The sequence below is a fragment of the Bacteroides sp. LFL-34 genome, from assembly GCF_027257075.1.
Lineage (GTDB): Bacteria > Bacteroidota > Bacteroidia > Bacteroidales > Bacteroidaceae > Bacteroides > Bacteroides ovatus.
On sequence record NZ_JAPQKZ010000013.1, the window covers coordinates 1 to 18,480 of the forward strand.

Consider the following 18,480-nt stretch of genomic DNA (forward strand, 5'->3'; position numbering starts at 1 on the left):
CTTTATCCATTCAGAGTGAGAGAAAGGGGGACATTGTCTCTCTTTCCTCTCTGAAAAATAAATGTTTTTATTGCTTATTATCCGCACCCAAAAAGTTGCATTTATAAGTTGAACTCAAGATTAAATATCAGTTACTTGAATGGGATTCATTACTCAAACGAAATAGTTTTTATTTCACCGTTTGATAAACAAACCGTCACCTGTTTCTTATCCTCTGACACATGGACAGATTTCACCGGTGTCAGCTCTTTTGAAGTAAAACCTCTTTTCTCATTCTTCTTCCATAATTGAAGTGTCACATATATTTTTTCACCGGATAACTGATCGGAAACCATATTTAATGCACATTTCTCACTTACAGGATGCACTCCCTCCGGATATACCGTATATGTTTTCTCCCAACCTGTCAATGGTATCATTGCCAATTCATATTTTCCGTTAGAGAGTACCGGAATATTCTGTTTACCCACCTTGCAACATGTTTCCTTTATATCGGAATCCAGACGAGGCAGGGAATAATGTCCCAAACAAATCTCCGCCGGTTCTGAAACAGTCACCTTATCTACCCGCAGAATTCCATCCGGCAGAGGAATATCCGCCAACTGATACTTCACAGTGCTATCCGTTTCGAGCACAGCGTCACGACGATAAATTCCATTTTCGAAACTTTTGAACGTATACAACCGCAACACTTCCCATTCCCCTTTTTTATTCCTTGTTCCATAATTCATGGAAATCTCCCCATTCTTCCCATCTGCCATCCAGGGGAACTCTGTATGGTAAGCCAGTTTATTATAATTTTCGGTACTGCGGAATTTCTGCCAATCTTTTGCCACAGTCTCATGACACCATGAATGCATTTCAGATCCGCCACAATTCGGGTAATTGGTTATCAATAGATTAGTTCCCTGCTGGAACTTATTATACACTTCCCCTTTTTTCAGTTCTTTCTCCCAAGGACCGTTATTCTCTGTAGCCGACCAATAGTTAGAGTTTTCCGGCAACAACAAACTAAGAAAAGCTTTTCCGCACCAATAAACACTACCCCGGCAACTATAAATCTGAACAGCAGGAGCAAAAGGTCCGTAGAAACCCATTGTCGGAACACCATCTTCCAGAAATTCCGGACGTTCTAAAAATTGCAACAACGTAGAAGAAGCTATCCTTCTCATCCATCCATAATTCACATTACCACTTTTGTCATATTCATACAAAGACAAAGGAGCAGTAACGGCAAAACGATAACAAATACTCCGTCCCCACATATTCATCCTGCCATCACGGCTGAACAGAAATGGATAATTATCAACCATGTCATGCTGATTTTCCATAAACTGCCTTGCATATTGAGGGTATTGTTTCTTCCCGAACATTTCCGCCCAAATAGGTCCGTAAGTCTGATAAGCCCACGCACTATAATAGTCATAAGCCGGAGCGTCATTGTACCAGCCTTCGCCCCGATAGCGTGCGAGAAGTTTTTGCAGGTTCGACTCCAGATAGCTTTCATTCACGGCATATCCCTGATCTTTCAGAAAACTCAAGATAAAGACATTGAAAAACATCCAGTTGGAACCAATAGTCGGTCCCTCTCCATAACTCAACATGGTAGCAGCCAGTGAATCTTTCTGTTTCTTAGTCAGAGGATTCCATAACACTTCCTGCGCAGCTTTCATCGAGATTGCTAAAGAGCCCAGTTCCAACAATGTCTGACTGGGACCTCCCGTACGATGCGGAATATAACTTTTACTTTCAGGGTTAGAGATATTTATCAGTTGATAACGATAATAGTCTGCCACTTTTATCCCGTTCATCTCCAGTTCTGGATTATCTTTCAAAAGAGGGGCAGCTACAAATAGAGTTCGTGCCAGACCTTCCAGCTTCGCTACCGGAATTTCTCCCGTATTTCTCGGATATGTTTTATCCAGCTGTTTCGGAAAATACATTTGATCGTCTAATGTATGTATATAGTTAAATGCACCTTTTAATAAATACTCGCCCGCCTGTATCCAGTGCTGACGAGTCATTCCCGTATAAGGGCTTTTCTGATAATCCGGCTGCCGGACGGTGAATATGTTTTCCTGCGCAAAGACCACAGAGAGTTTTAATGATAAAATAGCAAACAATAAAAATAATGCAAATCTTGCTTTCATGGTAATGATATGTTTATAATGTCAGATTCATCGCAAAAGTAAAGCTTTATATACAAACATTCGTCTGAATATCATTCATAAAAGCCCAAATTTAAGTCAAAATGCCACTTTTTTCAGCTGAATGATAAATAACTGCCCTTAACAGATAGAAAAGTCGTGCTTCATAAGCCGACTTTTTTTATCTTTGTAATCTTGAAACATAGCCATGACTACCAATAGTTTGAGAAACATACGGATTCTGCTCTGCTTATTTTTCTGTTTCAGGATGACACCGTTCATATATGCCGGTGAATTCCTGTTCACCACCATCAATGCGTCGCAAGGATTGAGTGATAACCAAATACGTTATATCCTCCAGTTGCCCGATGGAAGAATGGTATTCACCACCAGCGGTAATGTAAATTTATACGACGGAGTACATTTCAGCTATCTTCACCGCACCACGGAATACGTATATCCATTAAACCAATATAACGGGCATTACCGCATTTACCAGAGTGGGGATTCTCTGTTATGGATTAAAGATACTCACAAACTGATGTGCATTGACCTGTACAGAGAGGAATACATTCCTGATTTAGATGCTTACTTTAAGAACAGAGAGATACAAGCCCCCGTAGAAGACCTTTTTGTAGACGATTCAGGACACATCTGGCTACTCATAGCTAACGAATTACTGGAATTAAACAACAAGACCCGTATAACCTTGCCCGGCAAGTATTCCGGAAAATTGCAGGACCTGAATGCCGACAGTACCTCCCTATATTTATTCTATGACACAGGCGAAGTGTCCTGTTACCACATAGCCGACCAAAAAACTGTATACAATATAGCCGCTTATCCTGCATCCGAACAGGCTGAATATCAAAATACTTCTCTCGTCGTCAAAAGTGCAGACGGCTTCTATCAACTACGCAACGGGCGTAAAGGCGGTTTATTCTATTTCAATAGCCACAAGCGCACATGGAAAAAACTCTTCGAACAGAACTATACTCTCAACACCCTTATCATTACCCCTAATGGTGAGAAAGCCTATATCAGTTGCATTCACGGGTTTTGGATGATTGACCTCCACACAGGAACACAAAAATACATCCCCCTATTGGAAACCGGAAACGGACAGATTGTCTCTACCGAAATCAGCACTGTCTTTCAAGACCGACAAGGAGGGTTATGGCTCGGAACTTTCAATCGGGGTTTATTATATCATCACCCGTCCATGCATAAACTGACTCATATAGGTCGCAATGCATTTCCCGTCTCCCCGGAAGAAGAAATCAATATTGAATCTTTCGCCGAAGATAAAGATGGAAATATCTATCTGAAAGCTCATTCCCGAATTTATCGACTGACAGTCAATGAGCAGAAATCCCATGTATTGAAGCCGGCAGCTATCCCTACAAATTCTCCTGAAATCCTGAATCGGTTGCCCCCCAACAAGAACCATCATTTCAGAAATAAAGTATACAATACATTATATACCGACACACGCGGCTGGACATGGGCAGGAACTCCTGACGGACTGGAACTTTTTACCAGCGAAAACGACTCTGCCCCACGTATCTTCTATCGTGAAAACGGATTGAGCAATAACTTTATCCAGGGCATTATTGAGGACAAATATCGAGACATCTGGGTAACGACCAGTAACGGTGTCACACGCATCCACATAAATCCGGAGAATAAGAACATCAGTTTCACCCGGTTCAATCAGTTGGACGGTGCTTTGGACGGCGAATACATAAAAGATGCCGTATTCAGTTCTTCCGACGGTACTCTCTATCTGGGTGGTATTGATGGCTTTAGCATATTCCATCCCGACAAGGACTCCATTCATCCGATGCTTCCTGATCCGCCGGTTTTCACAGCCTTACGCTTGTATGGAGAGAAAGTGAATACTGGAAAAGAATATGGCAACCGCATCATCCTGTCCAAGGCTGCTCCTTATACAACCGAAATCGAACTGGACTATAACCAAAACTTCCTGACTTTCGAATTTTCGGCATTGAATTATATCAATCATGAACGCACATACTACCGTTATCAACTGGAAGGTATCGACCCGCAATGGATGAGTACATTTGCAGGAAGACAGGGAAATGCGACTGTAGGGAAAGGTCTTCTTCAAGCTGTTTACACCAATTTACCACCGGGAGATTATACATTCAAAGTCATGGCCTCGGACAATCCTCTTCAGTGGAACGGCAAAGTGACAGCAATAAAATTAACCATCCATGCACCGTGGTGGAAAACAACCACGGCTTATATCCTGTATGCAGTCATTTTATTACTGATTGCTTTCACCGGTAGCCGATTGTATATCTATTGGAGCAGAAAGGAAATGGAACGCAAGCATAAAGAAGAGATTCTATTACTCCGTATCCGCAACCTGATCGAACAAAATAATTCTCTAACCTGTGGCATAGAAGAAACGTCTCCCGACCATCAGCAACAGGACACAGAAGAATCTGCATTTCTGGCACAAGCCATCAAACTGGTGGAACAGAATCTGCACGTCAATGGCTATTCGGTGGAGCAACTAAGCCGCGACCTCTGTATGGAGCGAACGGGATTATACCGCAAACTGGTGACTATGCTCGATCAGTCTCCCAGCCTCTTTATCCGTAACATTCGTCTGCAACGGGCAGCACAACTGATAACAGAGGGCAAGCTAAGTATTACAGAAATTGCGGAACACACAGGTTTTAGCAGTTCCAGTTATTTAAGCAAATGTTTTCAGGAAATGTATGGATGCCGCCCGTCAGAATATGCCGAAAAAGCGAAGGAATCAACGTGATTACTGTTTGTTTCAACCTGATTGTTGTCCGTTTTGCTTGCCTCTGCCCTACTTTTGCTGCATCATAAAGTACTTAAAAACCATGAAAATGAATCTTATTAGAAAAGCCGGTTTCTTGCTTGTATGTGCAACAATGGTTGCAGCAGGCAATGGTACAGCACAAAATGTACAGCGTACCTCACAAGGCATCAAGTGTGCCACACAGGGGATGGATGTCAACGTAGAGTTTTATTCACCCTCCATTGTCAGGGTTTATAAGACGCCCAGTCAGAAATCTTGCAATAAAGAAAGTCTGGTCATTGTCAAAACGCCCGAGTCGACTCCTGTTTCTTTCGGTGAAAAGGGGAAAAATGTGACATTAAGCAGCCGTCTTATCCAAGTGGAAGTGAACCCGGAGACTGGTGGTATCCATTTTTTCGATTCGTCCGGGCAACGTCTGTTGACGGACAAGGATTACGGAACACAATTCACTCCTTTCAATGATGCAGGTGTTCCGTCTTTCAATGTCCGCCAGGCCTTTTTGCTGGATAAAGACGAAGTAATCTACGGTTTGGGACAGCAGCAGACGGGTAAAGTGAACCAACGCAATTAGAAACTGTTTCTCCGCAATCAAAATATGAGTATCTGCATTCCATTCATTCATTCCGTCAAGGGATATGCCCTTTATTGGGATAATTACTCTCCTACTACTTTCCTCGACAATCCGCAAGAGATGTCGTTCGACTCGGAAGTAGGCGATTGCGCTGATTATTATTTCATTTACGGCGGCAATGCGGACGGTGTAATAGCCGGAGTGCGCGAGCTGACCGGTCAGGCCCCGCTCTATCCGCTCTGGACACTGGGATTCTGGCAATGCCGCGAACGCTATAAAAGTCCGGACGAACTCTGCGAAGTAGTAGATAAGTACCGTGAACTGAAAGTACCTTTGGACGGTATCATCCAAGACTGGCAATATTGGGGATGCAACGAAAACTGGAACTCGATGAAATTCCAAAACCCACGCTATATCAACAAAATGGGTGATCCGGAATACATGAAATTCCTCCCGAACGGAGAAGACAGAAATGCTAATTATGGAACGCCACGCATCAAAAGTCCGAAAGAAATGATCGACTATGTACATAAACAGAATGCACATACCATGATTTCAGTATGGGCCTCGTTCGGTCCGTGGACAGAGATGTACCAGAAAATGGATAGCCTGAAAGCATTGCTTCACTTCGAGACATGGCCTCCCAAAGCCGGAGTAAAACCTTACGACCCGTTCAATCCGACAGCACGCGATATGTATTGGGCAGAAATGAAAAAGAACATCTTCGATCTCGGTATGGATGGTTGGTGGCTCGACTCTACCGAGCCGGATCATCTGGAAATCAAGGACAAAGATTTCGACACCCCCACTTATCTAGGTTCATTCCGCAGAGTGCACAACGCTTTCCCTTTGATGTCCAACAAGGGTGTATACGAACATCAACGTGCTACCACTTCCGACAAGCGGGTATTCCTGCTCACACGTTCGTCTTTCCTAGGACAGCAACGTTATGCGTCACATTCATGGAGCGGTGATGTAGTCTCTACCTGGGAAGTGATGAAGAAACAACTGGCGGCAGGACTAAATTACTCACTATGCGGCATACCATACTGGAATACCGACCTAGGCGGCTTCTTCGCACGGAAATATAACAATAATGTACACAATATCGCTTATCATGAATTGCACGTGCGCTGGTATCAGTGGGGAGCATTCCAGCCGATCATGCGTTCACACAATTCCAGTCCGGTAGCTGTGGAAATATACCAGTTTGGCAAGAAAGGAGACTGGGCTTATGACGCACTCGAAAAATATACTCACCTGCGCTATCGCCTTTTGCCCTATCTCTACAGCACTTCATGGGAAGTTACCAACAAAGCGGGCAGTATCATCCGACCACTCATGATGGATTTTCCTAAAGATAAGAAAGTACTCGAGATGGATACAGAGTATATGTTTGGCCGTAATTTCCTTGTCCGCCCCGTAACTGATTCGCTTTATACATGGCAGGACGACAAACAGAACGGCTATCAGAAGAATATGAATAAGATAGGAAAGACAGATGTTTATCTACCCGCAGGTGCCCAATGGATTGATTTCTGGACCGGGAAAAGCCTGAAAGGCGGACAAACCATCCAGCGTGAAGTGCCTATCGACATCATGCCTGTCTATGTCCGTGCTGGTTCTATCCTACCCTGGGGACCGGCTGTACAATATTCCACCGAAAAGAAATGGGATAATCTGACACTTCGCATTTATCCGGGCGCCGACGCTGAATTTACTCTTTACGAAGATGAGTTCGACAACTACAATTACGAAAAGGGAGCATACACTACCATTGCCATGAAATGGAATGATAAAGACCGTACCCTGACGATTAACGACCGGCAAGGTAACTACAAAGGAATGCTGAAAAATCGTAAATTCAACATTATCATTGTAGAACCGGGAAAAGGTTGTGGTGACGGTGATGCTACGACATTCGATCAATCTGTTTCTTATAGGGGAAAGAGAGTAGACGTAAAATTATAAAGTTTCAACTTTATTCCCACCATCTCACACTGGGGAAATAAACAGTAACCAATCGGTAAATTTCCCTCTAACACCTGTTTTTCAATTTTACAAGTACAGCCTTCACCCTTCACAATGCCCTATTCATCGGCATTAGCGGGTGAAGGCTGCTCTTTCATCCGCCTTTCACCCTCCGTTTTCTTAACCCTGTATAATTCTTCTCCACCTGTTACTTCTAAAAACATATCTAACCTGTTTCCCACTCATTACTAACTAACTTCTTTTTCATTAATAACAAACTTTCTTTTGATTACTAGTAAACTTCTTATTACCAGTATGTAAACTTGTTTTTCATTAAATGCAATCTATAATTGCAAGTTGCGTTTATAAAAACAAAAGCTTTGATTATATAAATGCAAGTTTCATTTATATAATCAAAGCTTGCATTTATAGTTTTCTTATGATGCAAAGAAAGTTTGGTTCCTATACAAAGGAAGTTTATCCCTTATAGAAAAGAAGTTTTCCTATAATAGTCTGGAAGCTATCTGCTAACACTTCTTCTGCCAACTATAGATAAAAGATTTAGCAGACTAGACAATCTGTGAAAACCAGGGTAGAAAGGTGAAAGGAAAGTGAAAGCCTACCCTTCACCCGCTAATGCCGATGAATAGGGCATTGTGAAAGGTGAAGGGTATTTTCTTGAATTTCCATAAGATCCCGCAACGATTCAAAACGGAACTTTCCGGGAACTATCGTTTCAAATAAGTCTTCTAAAACGAATGTACTCTTCCTTCAACAATGGCAAATCTATACAGAGAGAAATTATCAATCAGCCATTATCTTCACATCAGGCGACGGAACACGGAACCAATACTCCACCCATCGTTTTTCTTTATCGGGCATTGAGAACGATAACTTAATCAGATTGTCGTGGAGACGTTCAACACTAATTTCATTCTCTGTTCCCGGAACGAAAACAGGATCGGACGATTTTCCCAATATCTCGACATACACGCTGTCTGAAGGCAAACGATACTCTCCCTGGGAAAATATAATGGCATTCGATTTCGCATCCCTGCCACGTGTCATGATGTTTATAAATGTTTTATCGGCAGAAATTACTTTTAAGACCGGTAATAATGCAATCCGAAAATCATGTGCACCGGGCTGCACAAGACAGCTTTGCCATACTCCCTCCAGACTCTTATTAGTGACTTCCTGACCGCTAGGGACAGTAAGTTCAGGAATATTCATATTCGGAGTATTGCCATTTTGCTTTTTCGACAGGCTAAACATTACAGGAATAGTGAAACGCACTTTGACAGCCTTGCCATCCGCCATTCCGGGTGACCATTTAGGCATTGTTTTCACCACGCGCAAAGCCTCTTCATCCAACAGCGGATCAACTCCTCTCACTACCTTTCCCTGTCCCGGTGTTCCATCTTCCATCACTACGAACTGGATAATCACCCGACCGGAAACTCCTTTCTTCTGGGCTTCGACAGGGTATTTTACGTTAGTTGCCAAGTATTTCATCATGGCTTGCATGCCTCCCGGAAACTTCGGCATCTCATCGGGAATTAAATAAACTCCCTCACTATCTATTCTGGGGACTGACTCTTTCTGTGCAAACAATGGCAAACACAGAAACAACGCTATGAAAAGACTTACTAGTTTTGTATGCATGGTTTTCCGTTTTAAGGTTGAACAATAAACGAAGATAACATCTTTACGCTAAAAGACCAACAAAAAAATCGTTTATTTTCCTCATACACAGCAGTTATTTATTGCACAATAAATACTGTTGCCACCAAGCCACAAGTAAATAACAAATAAAAATGTGAGTTCGGGATAAGGGTATTTATCCCGAACTCACATCCAAAAGAAATATCATCTAGTTGTTCACCAATACAACACCTCCCTGTGGAAGGATTTCCAGTTGCACTTTTCCGCTTTCTTTTACTTTCAACGTCACAAGTTGAGGTTCTCCTTTTTTATCATCCTTATACAGAGAAACGATTTTTCCGGCAAACATATCTAAATCCAGTTTCAACTTTACGATTTCTTTCCCGGCATTCACAGCAGCCAGATACCAGGTGTCACCGTGGCGACGTGCCAAGACCACATATTTTCCCGGATATCCGTCAATGAAACGTGTTTCATCCCACGTGGTAGGAACCGTTTTCATATAGTCCACACAAACAGGGGAAACATCTTTCAGGTTGTTGGGAGCAAGCGCAAAATTCTGTACCGGATTCTGGAATAATACGGTAGTGGCTAATTGAAATATATCAGTAGTACGGCGGGTAGTTCCTCCGTCATTGTTGCGATTCAGCCGTTTGTTCAGGAAACAACCACCGAATTCCATGCAACCCACCGCGTTGCGGATAAACGGATGCAGACAGGCATTGAAAGCCTCTTCATCACAGAAGTGCTGGCCGAAAACCATATTTTCGGAGGCCAGTACAGCCTCGCTGCCTACATAGTTCGGGTACATACGTTCCCATCCGCGAGGGATGGTGCAACCGTGGAAGATTACCATCAGACCGTGGTCGTCAGCATCACTCAAAATATCTTCATACAGGCGCATCGTTTCCTGCTTGTCGCCACCAAAGAAATCAACTTTGATTCCTTTCACTCCAAGACTTTGCAACCATTTCATTTCACGTTTGCGGATAATAGCATTGTCCATGTGATTCACCGGCCCCTGCTCAATATCATTCCAATAGCCGGAAGAGCTATACCATAAGAAGAGTTCAACTCCTTTGCTTCGTGCGTATTCTATCAAAGATTTCATGCGGTCACGGCCGATGTTCGTATCCCACCAGTTATCGATCAAGGCATACTCATACCCCATTGCAGCTGCAAAATCAATATAGCGCACCTGATCGTCATAGTTAATACTACCATCCTGCCAGAGAATCCAGCTCCATGTGCCGCGTCCGAAACGGTAGTCATGCTTCGTTTCATAAAGAGGACGTACGACATCCCAGATAACGGTTGTTTCCACAATAGGTTTCAAGGTTTCGCCAACAGTTATGGTACGCCAGGGAGTAGCACCGGGAAGGGCAAATGCCGGAGCAGAAGTGCCGTTACCGTTATTTTCTGCTGCCATCGGGAAAGCAACCGTATACAGATTACCTTCGCTTACATCGCTCAAACGAGAACCGCAGTAACGACTGTCTACACCCGTTTCGCTGACTAACACCCAACCATCATCACCGATACGGAACAGACAAGGGAACGTGTAACCATGCCCGTACTGTGAACGGTCACTCATGGGAGCATCTGCTTTGTACTCTTCCTCATAACTGGGCTTTGTACGCTTCCAACCTATCATGGCATCGCTTTGCGGACATAAGAAAGTAGTTGTCTGTTGCGGAAAGCGAAAGCCGGTTTCTTCGGCAGTTACCGTTACACTTCCTTTTCCATCCTGACGCGGAAGAGTATAGCGGAAAGCTACATCGTGATTGCTGACACGAAAGACTACATCTATTTTCTGCCCTTTCGGATTCTCAAAATTACAAATCAGTTCGTTTGCCTGATAATGCACTTTGGAGGTTTTAATACGATCCTGATGATAGACAGTATCGATCGGAGTAACAGCGTGTCCTGTCAGTTTCATCCCTTTTGCAAAGTCACCGATATTCGTATTCATACCCAAAGGAGATTTCTCCAACATTGCCTTTCCATTGTAGGTAATCGAATAACTCGGCTTTTCGGCTGGAGAAGCAGATACAATCAATTGCAGTTTTTCATCCGGCCCTTTCACTACCACTTCCTGTGCTATCAGAGAAGTCAGACAGCAACTAGCCAGCAGGGTACTTATTATCTTCTTCATATTATTTATATCGTTATTATCTTCACTTTTTTCTGTTATTTCTCATTTGCCTTCTTTATGCGGATCACCGTAAAAGAATAGGCAGGTAATTGATAGTCAAACTTTTCTGCTACTTCCATTGTGTCTTCAACAGGTAGCGGGGTATCGGCCGGTTTGCCGGTCAGTACGGTTCTTTTTGCAGAAGACTGTATAGCACCGATTCCGGAAAGGTCGACATTCGTATTCACCTCTACGGGAAGTAAATTGACCAGCTTCACAATCACGTCGCCACTTGCCGAGTCACGGACAATAGAAGCGGCAATGCGTTTCCGCACTTGATCATCTCTATTATCAAGAGTGATCTTTGACGGCAAATATTCGTTTCCGGCATTCTGTCCGTAGAGTTTCTGAACATAGTAGCCGGTGGTAGGTTTCACTTCCCGGTTATTGAAGTAAATCAAATCCGGATTCCACTGGGTATGTCCTTCTTTTGCGAGAAGAGGGGCATAGGAAGTCATGTGTACAACATCTCCATTACGTTCCAAGGCAGCAAGATAAAGAGCTTCTGTCAGTGCTGTTTCGATATTCGCCTTTCGTCCCGGTATGTGAGTTGCATATTCGCCCAAGTATACTTTTGTCTTTTTCGAACGATCGTATTTGTCGTAGAAATCCTGGTTGTTCAGGAACCATCCCGGAGTCTGGTAATAATGTTCGTCGACCATCGGAATACCCAGTTTGTCCGCCAGCTTCCATCCTTCCACGTAGTCTGTACCCTCATTGAACGGTCCCACTGTACCGACAACAATCATTTCAGGATATTTTTCTTTGATGGCATTGAAGATCATTGTGAAGCGTTCTTCGAAGATATCAGTGATAAGATCTTCATTTCCGATACCGATGTATTTCAGATTGAAAGGTTTCGGATGCCCGGCTTCGGCACGTACCTTTCCCCATTTGGTCTTCTTAGCGTCACCGTTTGCCCATTCTATCAGATCAAGAATATCCTGAATATAAGCTCCCATTTCGCTCATCGGGATACCACCTTGTTGTCCTCCTCTCAAGTCGCCGTGACAGGCAGAGTTCTGGCAAGGAACACCGGCCGCCAGCACTGGAAGCGGTTCCGCACCAATATCTTCGCAAAACTGGAAATATTCAAAATAACCCAATCCCATGCTTTGATGGTATCCCCAAAGGTTACGCTGTGCTTTTCTTGTTTCCAACGGACCTACTGTATTTTTCCATTGATAAATGTTTTTCAAGCCATCACCATGAGCCACACAGCCACCGGGGAAACGGATGAAACGGGGATGAATATCAGCCAACACTTGAGCCAGATCTTTGCGAAGCCCGTTCTTACGTCCTTTAAATGTATTCTGCGGGAATAGGGAAATCATGTCCAGATTCAATTCACCAACAGATTGAGGGATGATTTCGAGATGAGTGTCCGCAGTAGCTTTAGCAGTTATTACCGCTTTATATGTTTTCCATTGACGGGAAGACACTGTTAGAGAAGTCTCTCCACACACATTTCCTTTTCCATCTACCAGACGAACCTGCAATTTATTTGATTTAGCCTGCGGAACCCGGGCGAAGATGGAAAAATCATATTTCTCTCCGGTGTTCAGTGCGATTCCATCAAAACCTGTATTTTCTAATGCAGCTCCCGGTTGTTCTACATTCAGCACGGCATAATGTGGGTTATTGATATGAATAGGGTCGGTAGTATCAATAGTGAAAGTCGTTTTCTCTCCTTTCAGTGCCCAGGAATGAGTGCTGTTCCAGTTCTTATCTCCTTCCCTGTCCGAAGGGTCGTACTCGAAGTCGCGGTTTTGGATAAGTTCTGCATAGAGTCCTCCGTCTGCCGAATAATTGATGTCTTCAAAAAAAGCGCCCAGCAATACATCACTAATGGCTTTTGCGCCTTCCGGTTGTACAGTGACCGTTGCTTTTACAGGCTTCAAACCGGCAAAACGTTCTCCATCCTGTATCGGACGTTCTCCATGTAATGAGTTCCGATATTGATTCCAGCCATAATTTTTATCCAATCCATCCACCAAGGTCCAAACTACCCGGTTGATATTTCCTTTCTGCTCTTCTCCGGCAACAATAGCTTTCACTCTCACTCCGTCAAAATCCGGCGTAGTACGGGGATATTTCTGACTGGTCCAGTTGATTAAATCCTTGGAAGTAGCTTGGCCGTATCCATCATGGTCATTCAGTTTCCAGGTACAAATCCATTCGCCATCGGACGATTGTTTCAAATAAGGATCGAGCATTTTCTTCTGTGATCCCCAGCGGCTATAATCGCACCGGAGATATCCGTAGTTCCGGCCAATTTCAAACCAATTTTCTTTATCTGTACTCCAGGCAAAACGGAGTCCGCTGCGTCCGTCGTCTCCGGAAGTTGCAAAAGAAAACAGATAAACCGAATCGGGTGTACTCGTCATTTCTTTGATTGCAGCTAAAGTGAGCTGCTGGAACGACAAAAACAAGACAACTAAAAAGAGGAATAATTTTCTCATGGTATATATTGCATTAAGATTATCAATCGCAAAGTTAAGATTTTCATCATTCTAACAAGCGTGTTTCATATAATAATTGGTAATTATACACTTAAAAATATATAAGAAACAAGTAAACAAGGGTAAAATATACACTTTTCCCCATATCGTATACTGTTTTCCTGGATTACAACTAGTTGAATCCATCTTATCAGAATAACTCAAAAGAAAACAAAAGGATGGGAATACTCACTGGGAAGCGAAGATTACCCGCCTGAAAAACAATTGGTTTAACAAATCAGGGACAGGTATTTTTCTCCTGTCCCACGAGATATTTTAGTTCAGAAACCTTCGGGTTTACCATAGACCTTGAAGAGGCGTTTCAACTCTTTTGGGGTAATCGGCATGACAGTGCCATGGCGCGGATGGAAATCCATACTGATAGCATGGTCAATCACTTTGAAATGTTCCAGATCGGAACTTTCGGTAAACTGGTATTTACCTTTCGTATATACATCATACATCAAAATATACTTATCGGAACCAACCAGCGGGAAAATACCCGAACCTTCTACCGGATCCTTCGTCTGCTGTTTATAGTCATCCGATTCTGTCCATTGGCCGGAGGTTAGAGAGGAGGTAGTGGCCTTTTTAATTCCATTTCCATTCCCTTCCGTTTTGTAGAACAAATGATAGAGTTTATCTTTGTAAATAATGTCGCCGTCAATACATGATTTTTTGTTTTCCGGAAGAAACAGTGGCTTCGGTTCTCCTTCTATATCGGTAAAATCTTTGTCGGCATAAGCATAATAAATGATATCGGGACCATTGCCATGTTGCATGGACCAGTAAACCATGTACTTTCCTGCTTCCCTATCATAAATAGTTTGTGGAGCCCACACACGTTTCAGATCCTCCTGATTGGGATATTTTTTCTGGATATTCACGATATTGGAAGTCCAGTGTACAAGGTCTTTTGATTTCAATAATATCATGGCACGGTTAGAACTCCATCCATTGCCGGACACCATATCTGTCACCACCATATAAAATGTCTTCCCATCTTCACAGCGCAAGATATGGGGATCACGTACTCCACCTGTTGAACTAATCACACGGGAATCAAGTACCGGCTGATTTCCATTCAAGGCTTTATAATTATATCCATCGAGGCTAACAGCCATCCGGACGGCTTCTTCACTCATGCGATTGCCGGTGAAGTAAACAAACAGGTAAGCAGATTGCTGGCAATACCCAGTCAACACTCCCACAAATAGGAATGCGAAAAGAATTATATTTTTCTTCATATTCATCATCATTTCAATGCTTTTTCATCCATTGTTTTATTCTTGTTCATTCACTGTTTAGTAGTTGAAATCAGCAGGTTTCACATATACACGATATTCCTTAATCATACCCGGATACCCTTTTTCGGCACGAGGCAGATAGCGGAAACCGGTCACATTTTCCACTTTGCTCAAGTCAATTACCAATTGATGAGGATAAGGAACATTGTCCACTGTCATCCAGAAAGTGGATTCCTGCAAGTCGAATATCTTGTCGGCTGTACGGTTGCCACTACGCGTTTCTTCACTATCGGCATAACGAATCTTCCAATGTTCGCGGGATACCGGTTTACCATCAGCTCCCAGGACATCAAACTCTGCTATCGCTGCGATGTTATCATTTGCTTGTGGAGAAAGTGCTTCCAGACAGAAATAACGTCCTTTCACCAGAGTGGCAAATCGCACTTCCTGCCAGCCGTTACCCGGAGTGAAAGCTCCTTCATGGACCACTTTCTCACCCGTCAGTTTCAGTTTTTCTCCATCCTTGCGGTGTGTTTCGGGAGCTTTTTCACGAAGCACATCGAGAATTGGTTTCTTCAAACCTTTGATGGAAGCCCGGGTAGGACCTTTCAAATCCAGAACGAGGATTTCATTCTCTCCTTCTTTCAGCCAGCACCCCGGCATAAAGAGAGTCTGCTGCGGACCGATTTCCCAGAAACGCCCCATTGCATGACCGTTCACCCAGACCATACCTTTTCCCCATGTACTCATATCCAGGAAAGTATCTCCTACTTTATCCAGTGTAAAGGTGCTCTTATAATAGGCAGGCATAGTCGGTAATATCTTTGTATCGCTATATTTCTTATCTTTTATAAAGGAATAATCTACCGGGAAGTTATATACAGTCCAGTTTTTCAATTCCTTAGTCTGGTTACCCGAAATAAGTTCCACCTTTTCAGTGATTCCTTTGCGGTCGTGGATGGATTTGTCAAAGTTAACACGTCCCATTGCTTCCACAAGAATATCCAGTTGTGTGCCTTTTTTCAGCGCGGGCAGGGTCGTTGTAAATTCTCCCTTACGACGGTCCAAGCGTGCCAGCAGTTTACCGTCGGCATATATCTGCGCCCAGTCGTGCACTTCCGTAATTTTCAAAGTGGTGCCTGCAAGAGTCGTTTCGGGCAATGTGGTGCGATACAGAATCGTTCCCCATCCCTGGTTGAATTGTTCCATCGGTTGAATATCCACCGTTTGTTTTGCCTCCGGCAGATTTGAGAAAAGCGGAGCCACTTTATGGAAGTGAAACTCGGGGATTTCAATAACAGGCAGAGCTGCGGGCAACGTCTCACCTGCCGGAAGATAGTTTTTCAACAAGTCACGAAGCAAGAAAAACTTGTCGGTCGTCCATCCGGGTTCGCTAATCGGAGCATCATAATCGTATGAGCTGCACATGGCGGAATAAGCCGGGTTGTTCGCACCTCCCCAATGTCCGAAAGTCGTTCCTCCGTGAGTCATATACAGACTGAAAGAGATGTTCCGGTCGAGCATATCCTTGATGCCCTGTACCATATCTTTTGCAGGACGTGTCTCATGTTTGCGTCCCCAGTGGTCGAACCATCCGCTCCAGAACTCGCTACACATCAACGGAGTTTCAGGACGAAGTTCTTTGAGTCTTTTAAATTGCTGGTCGATATTGGCACCTGTTCCAAAGTTCACCGTCCAAATCAGGTCATCGAGCGCGTTATTGGTGAAGTTACTGCTCCAGTCACATTGAAACAGAGGTACATCGGAAAAACCGGATTCACGAACCAGGTCGCGCACGGCAGAGACATAAGGTTTGTCGATTCCATAAGAACCGTATTCATTCTCTACCTGTACCATGATGATATTTCCCCCTTTATTCACTTGCAGCGGAGCCAGTTGCTTACCGACCTCTTTCATAAAGATGCCTACCCGTTCCATATAATAGGGATCGAGCGTACGCAAGGCTATATCTTTTTTCTTCAACAGCCACCAGGGAAGTCCCCCCATCTCCCACTCCGCACATACATACGGACCAGGACGGACAATGACATACATACCGTGTTTCTGTGCCGCACGGCAGAAAGTTGCAATATCATTCTGACCGGAAAAATCGAACTTTCCTTCTTCCTGTTCATGGATATTCCAGAAAATATAAATACAAATAGTATTCATGCCTAATGCCTTGCACATCTCAATGCGATGCTCCCAATAAGCTTGCGGGATGCGGGTGTAATGCAACTCGGCAGCCTTCACCACAAACGGTTTTCCATCCAGCAAGAATGTGTTCTTGCCTGCCTCAAACTTCCGTGCAGTAGTTTGCGCCTGTGCAGTACTAAAGAAAATAACTGTAAAAAGTACCAGTAAAGCAATCAATCTGTTTTTCATGGTTTATTCAAAAATAGAATTTTAATAGTATACGGCAAAGGTAGGCGATTCACCTAAAAAGAAGGGCATAATTATCATTCAAAAAGGGTTGGAAATAAAGCAAAATAGCGCCAAATAGCAGATAAAACAACAATGGTCGGAAGATGAGAGGCATTTTACCATGCTCATCTTCCGACCATTTGTCCGGTATGTGATTACAATAAAATCAGTTTTCTTTTGTCAATAGACTTTCCAGTTCTTCCGCATTCAGGCGGAGGTAGAATTGTCCGCGATAGGCTACGGAGATAGCGCCCGTTTCCTCTGAAACAATAATGGCATGTGCGTCCGACTGTTGAGAGATTCCCATCGCTGCGCGATGCCGCAAGCCAAGTTCTTTCGGTATATTCAAATCATGGGAAACAGGAAGGATACATCCCGCCGCCTTGATACGTTTTTTGCTGATAACCATCGCTCCATCGTGCAACGGGCTATTCTTGAAAAAGATATTCTCGATTAAACGCTGATTGATTGCCGCATCAATCAATTCGCCTGTACGAACGACTTCATCTAAAGGAGTATTATGCTCAATGACAATCAATGCGCCGACTTTTTGTTTCCCCATGCTTAAACAGGCCATTACCACGGGCATGATATCATCGTGCTTCAACGATTCTTTCTTCGATCCGCTAAAGAGACGGGCCAATGCACTGACATGCCGGTGAGATCCCAAAGTCAAAAGAAAACGGCGTATCTCATCTTGAAAAAGCACAATCAACGCTATTACACCCACATTCATCAATGTGTCGAAAATAGAACCCAACAGTTTCATCTCCAGCACTTGTGTCACCACCAGCCAGATCAGAATAAAAACCAAAATTCCGGTGAATACCTTGATGGAGCCGGAAGCTTTCATCAGTTTGTAGGTATAGTACAAAACAAAAGCTACCAGCAGGATATCGATAAAATCTTTTATGCCAAACTCAAAAAACATGCACCCTC

8 protein-coding genes and 1 pseudogene are annotated in these 18,480 nt (G+C 43.5%); 2 read left to right on the top strand and 7 right to left on the bottom strand.

The genetic code is table 11. From position 1 onward, the window contains the following. Positions 1-149: 149 nt before the first annotated feature. On the bottom strand, positions 150-2,150 hold the full coding sequence (locus N5O98_RS09765; protein ID WP_004309675.1) for a DUF2264 domain-containing protein: 2,001 nt from the start codon (positions 2,148-2,150) through the stop codon (positions 150-152). A 205-nt stretch (positions 2,151-2,355) separates the two neighbouring features. Here N5O98_RS09765 and N5O98_RS09770 point away from each other — a divergent pair, with 205 nt between their 5' ends. Continuing rightward, positions 2,356-4,947: a helix-turn-helix domain-containing protein gene (locus N5O98_RS09770; RefSeq protein WP_004322204.1), complete on the top strand. Its 2,592-nt coding sequence runs from the start codon at positions 2,356-2,358 to the stop codon at positions 4,945-4,947. An 82-nt stretch (positions 4,948-5,029) separates the two neighbouring features. Beyond that, a pseudogene (locus N5O98_RS09775) lies at positions 5,030-7,510 on the top strand (glycoside hydrolase family 31 protein). 804 nt (positions 7,511-8,314) lie between these two features. Here N5O98_RS09775 and N5O98_RS09780 read toward each other — a convergent pair. The 6 genes from N5O98_RS09780 to cdaA form a co-directional block, all read right to left on the bottom strand. Then, on the bottom strand, positions 8,315-9,175 hold the full coding sequence (locus N5O98_RS09780) for a TonB family protein (protein ID WP_004299723.1): 861 nt from the start codon (positions 9,173-9,175) through the stop codon (positions 8,315-8,317). A gap of 208 nt (positions 9,176-9,383) precedes the next feature. Further along, the gene (locus N5O98_RS09785) at positions 9,384-11,330 is read right to left on the bottom strand and encodes a glycoside hydrolase family 97 protein (RefSeq protein WP_004309668.1); all 1,947 of its coding nucleotides are present in this window, start codon (positions 11,328-11,330) and stop codon (positions 9,384-9,386) included. Between the two features lie 35 nt (positions 11,331-11,365). Beyond that, positions 11,366-13,831 carry an alpha-L-arabinofuranosidase C-terminal domain-containing protein gene (locus N5O98_RS09790; protein ID WP_022199298.1) on the bottom strand — a complete coding sequence of 822 codons (2,466 nt, stop codon included), beginning with the start codon at positions 13,829-13,831 and terminating at the stop codon, positions 11,366-11,368. 320 nt (positions 13,832-14,151) lie between these two features. Continuing rightward, the gene (locus N5O98_RS09795; protein ID WP_004309666.1) at positions 14,152-15,129 is read right to left on the bottom strand and encodes a glycoside hydrolase family 43 protein; all 978 of its coding nucleotides are present in this window, start codon (positions 15,127-15,129) and stop codon (positions 14,152-14,154) included. Positions 15,130-15,174: 45 nt separating this feature from the next. Then, on the bottom strand, positions 15,175-17,502 hold the full coding sequence (locus N5O98_RS09800) for a beta-galactosidase (protein WP_269495638.1): 2,328 nt from the start codon (positions 17,500-17,502) through the stop codon (positions 15,175-15,177). Positions 17,503-17,707: 205 nt separating this feature from the next. Next, positions 17,708-18,472 carry a diadenylate cyclase CdaA gene (gene cdaA / locus N5O98_RS09805; RefSeq protein WP_004309664.1) on the bottom strand — a complete coding sequence of 255 codons (765 nt, stop codon included), beginning with the start codon at positions 18,470-18,472 and terminating at the stop codon, positions 17,708-17,710. Positions 18,473-18,480 lie beyond the last annotated feature (8 nt).

What these genes read in the sequence shown, in the direction of transcription:
- N5O98_RS09800 (WP_269495638.1), bottom strand. Translation starts at nt 17,502, where the DNA reads ATGAAAAACAGATTGATTGCTTTACTGGTACTTTTTACAGTTATTTTC.
- cdaA (WP_004309664.1), bottom strand. Translation starts at nt 18,472, where the DNA reads ATGTTTTTTGAGTTTGGCATAAAAGATTTTATCGATATCCTGCTGGTA.
- N5O98_RS09780 (WP_004299723.1), bottom strand. Translation starts at nt 9,175, where the DNA reads ATGCATACAAAACTAGTAAGTCTTTTCATAGCGTTGTTTCTGTGTTTG.
- N5O98_RS09770 (WP_004322204.1), top strand. Translation starts at nt 2,356, where the DNA reads ATGACTACCAATAGTTTGAGAAACATACGGATTCTGCTCTGCTTATTT.
- N5O98_RS09785 (WP_004309668.1), bottom strand. Translation starts at nt 11,330, where the DNA reads ATGAAGAAGATAATAAGTACCCTGCTGGCTAGTTGCTGTCTGACTTCT.
- N5O98_RS09765 (WP_004309675.1), bottom strand. Translation starts at nt 2,150, where the DNA reads ATGAAAGCAAGATTTGCATTATTTTTATTGTTTGCTATTTTATCATTA.
- N5O98_RS09790 (WP_022199298.1), bottom strand. Translation starts at nt 13,831, where the DNA reads ATGAGAAAATTATTCCTCTTTTTAGTTGTCTTGTTTTTGTCGTTCCAG.
- N5O98_RS09795 (WP_004309666.1), bottom strand. Translation starts at nt 15,129, where the DNA reads ATGATGATGAATATGAAGAAAAATATAATTCTTTTCGCATTCCTATTT.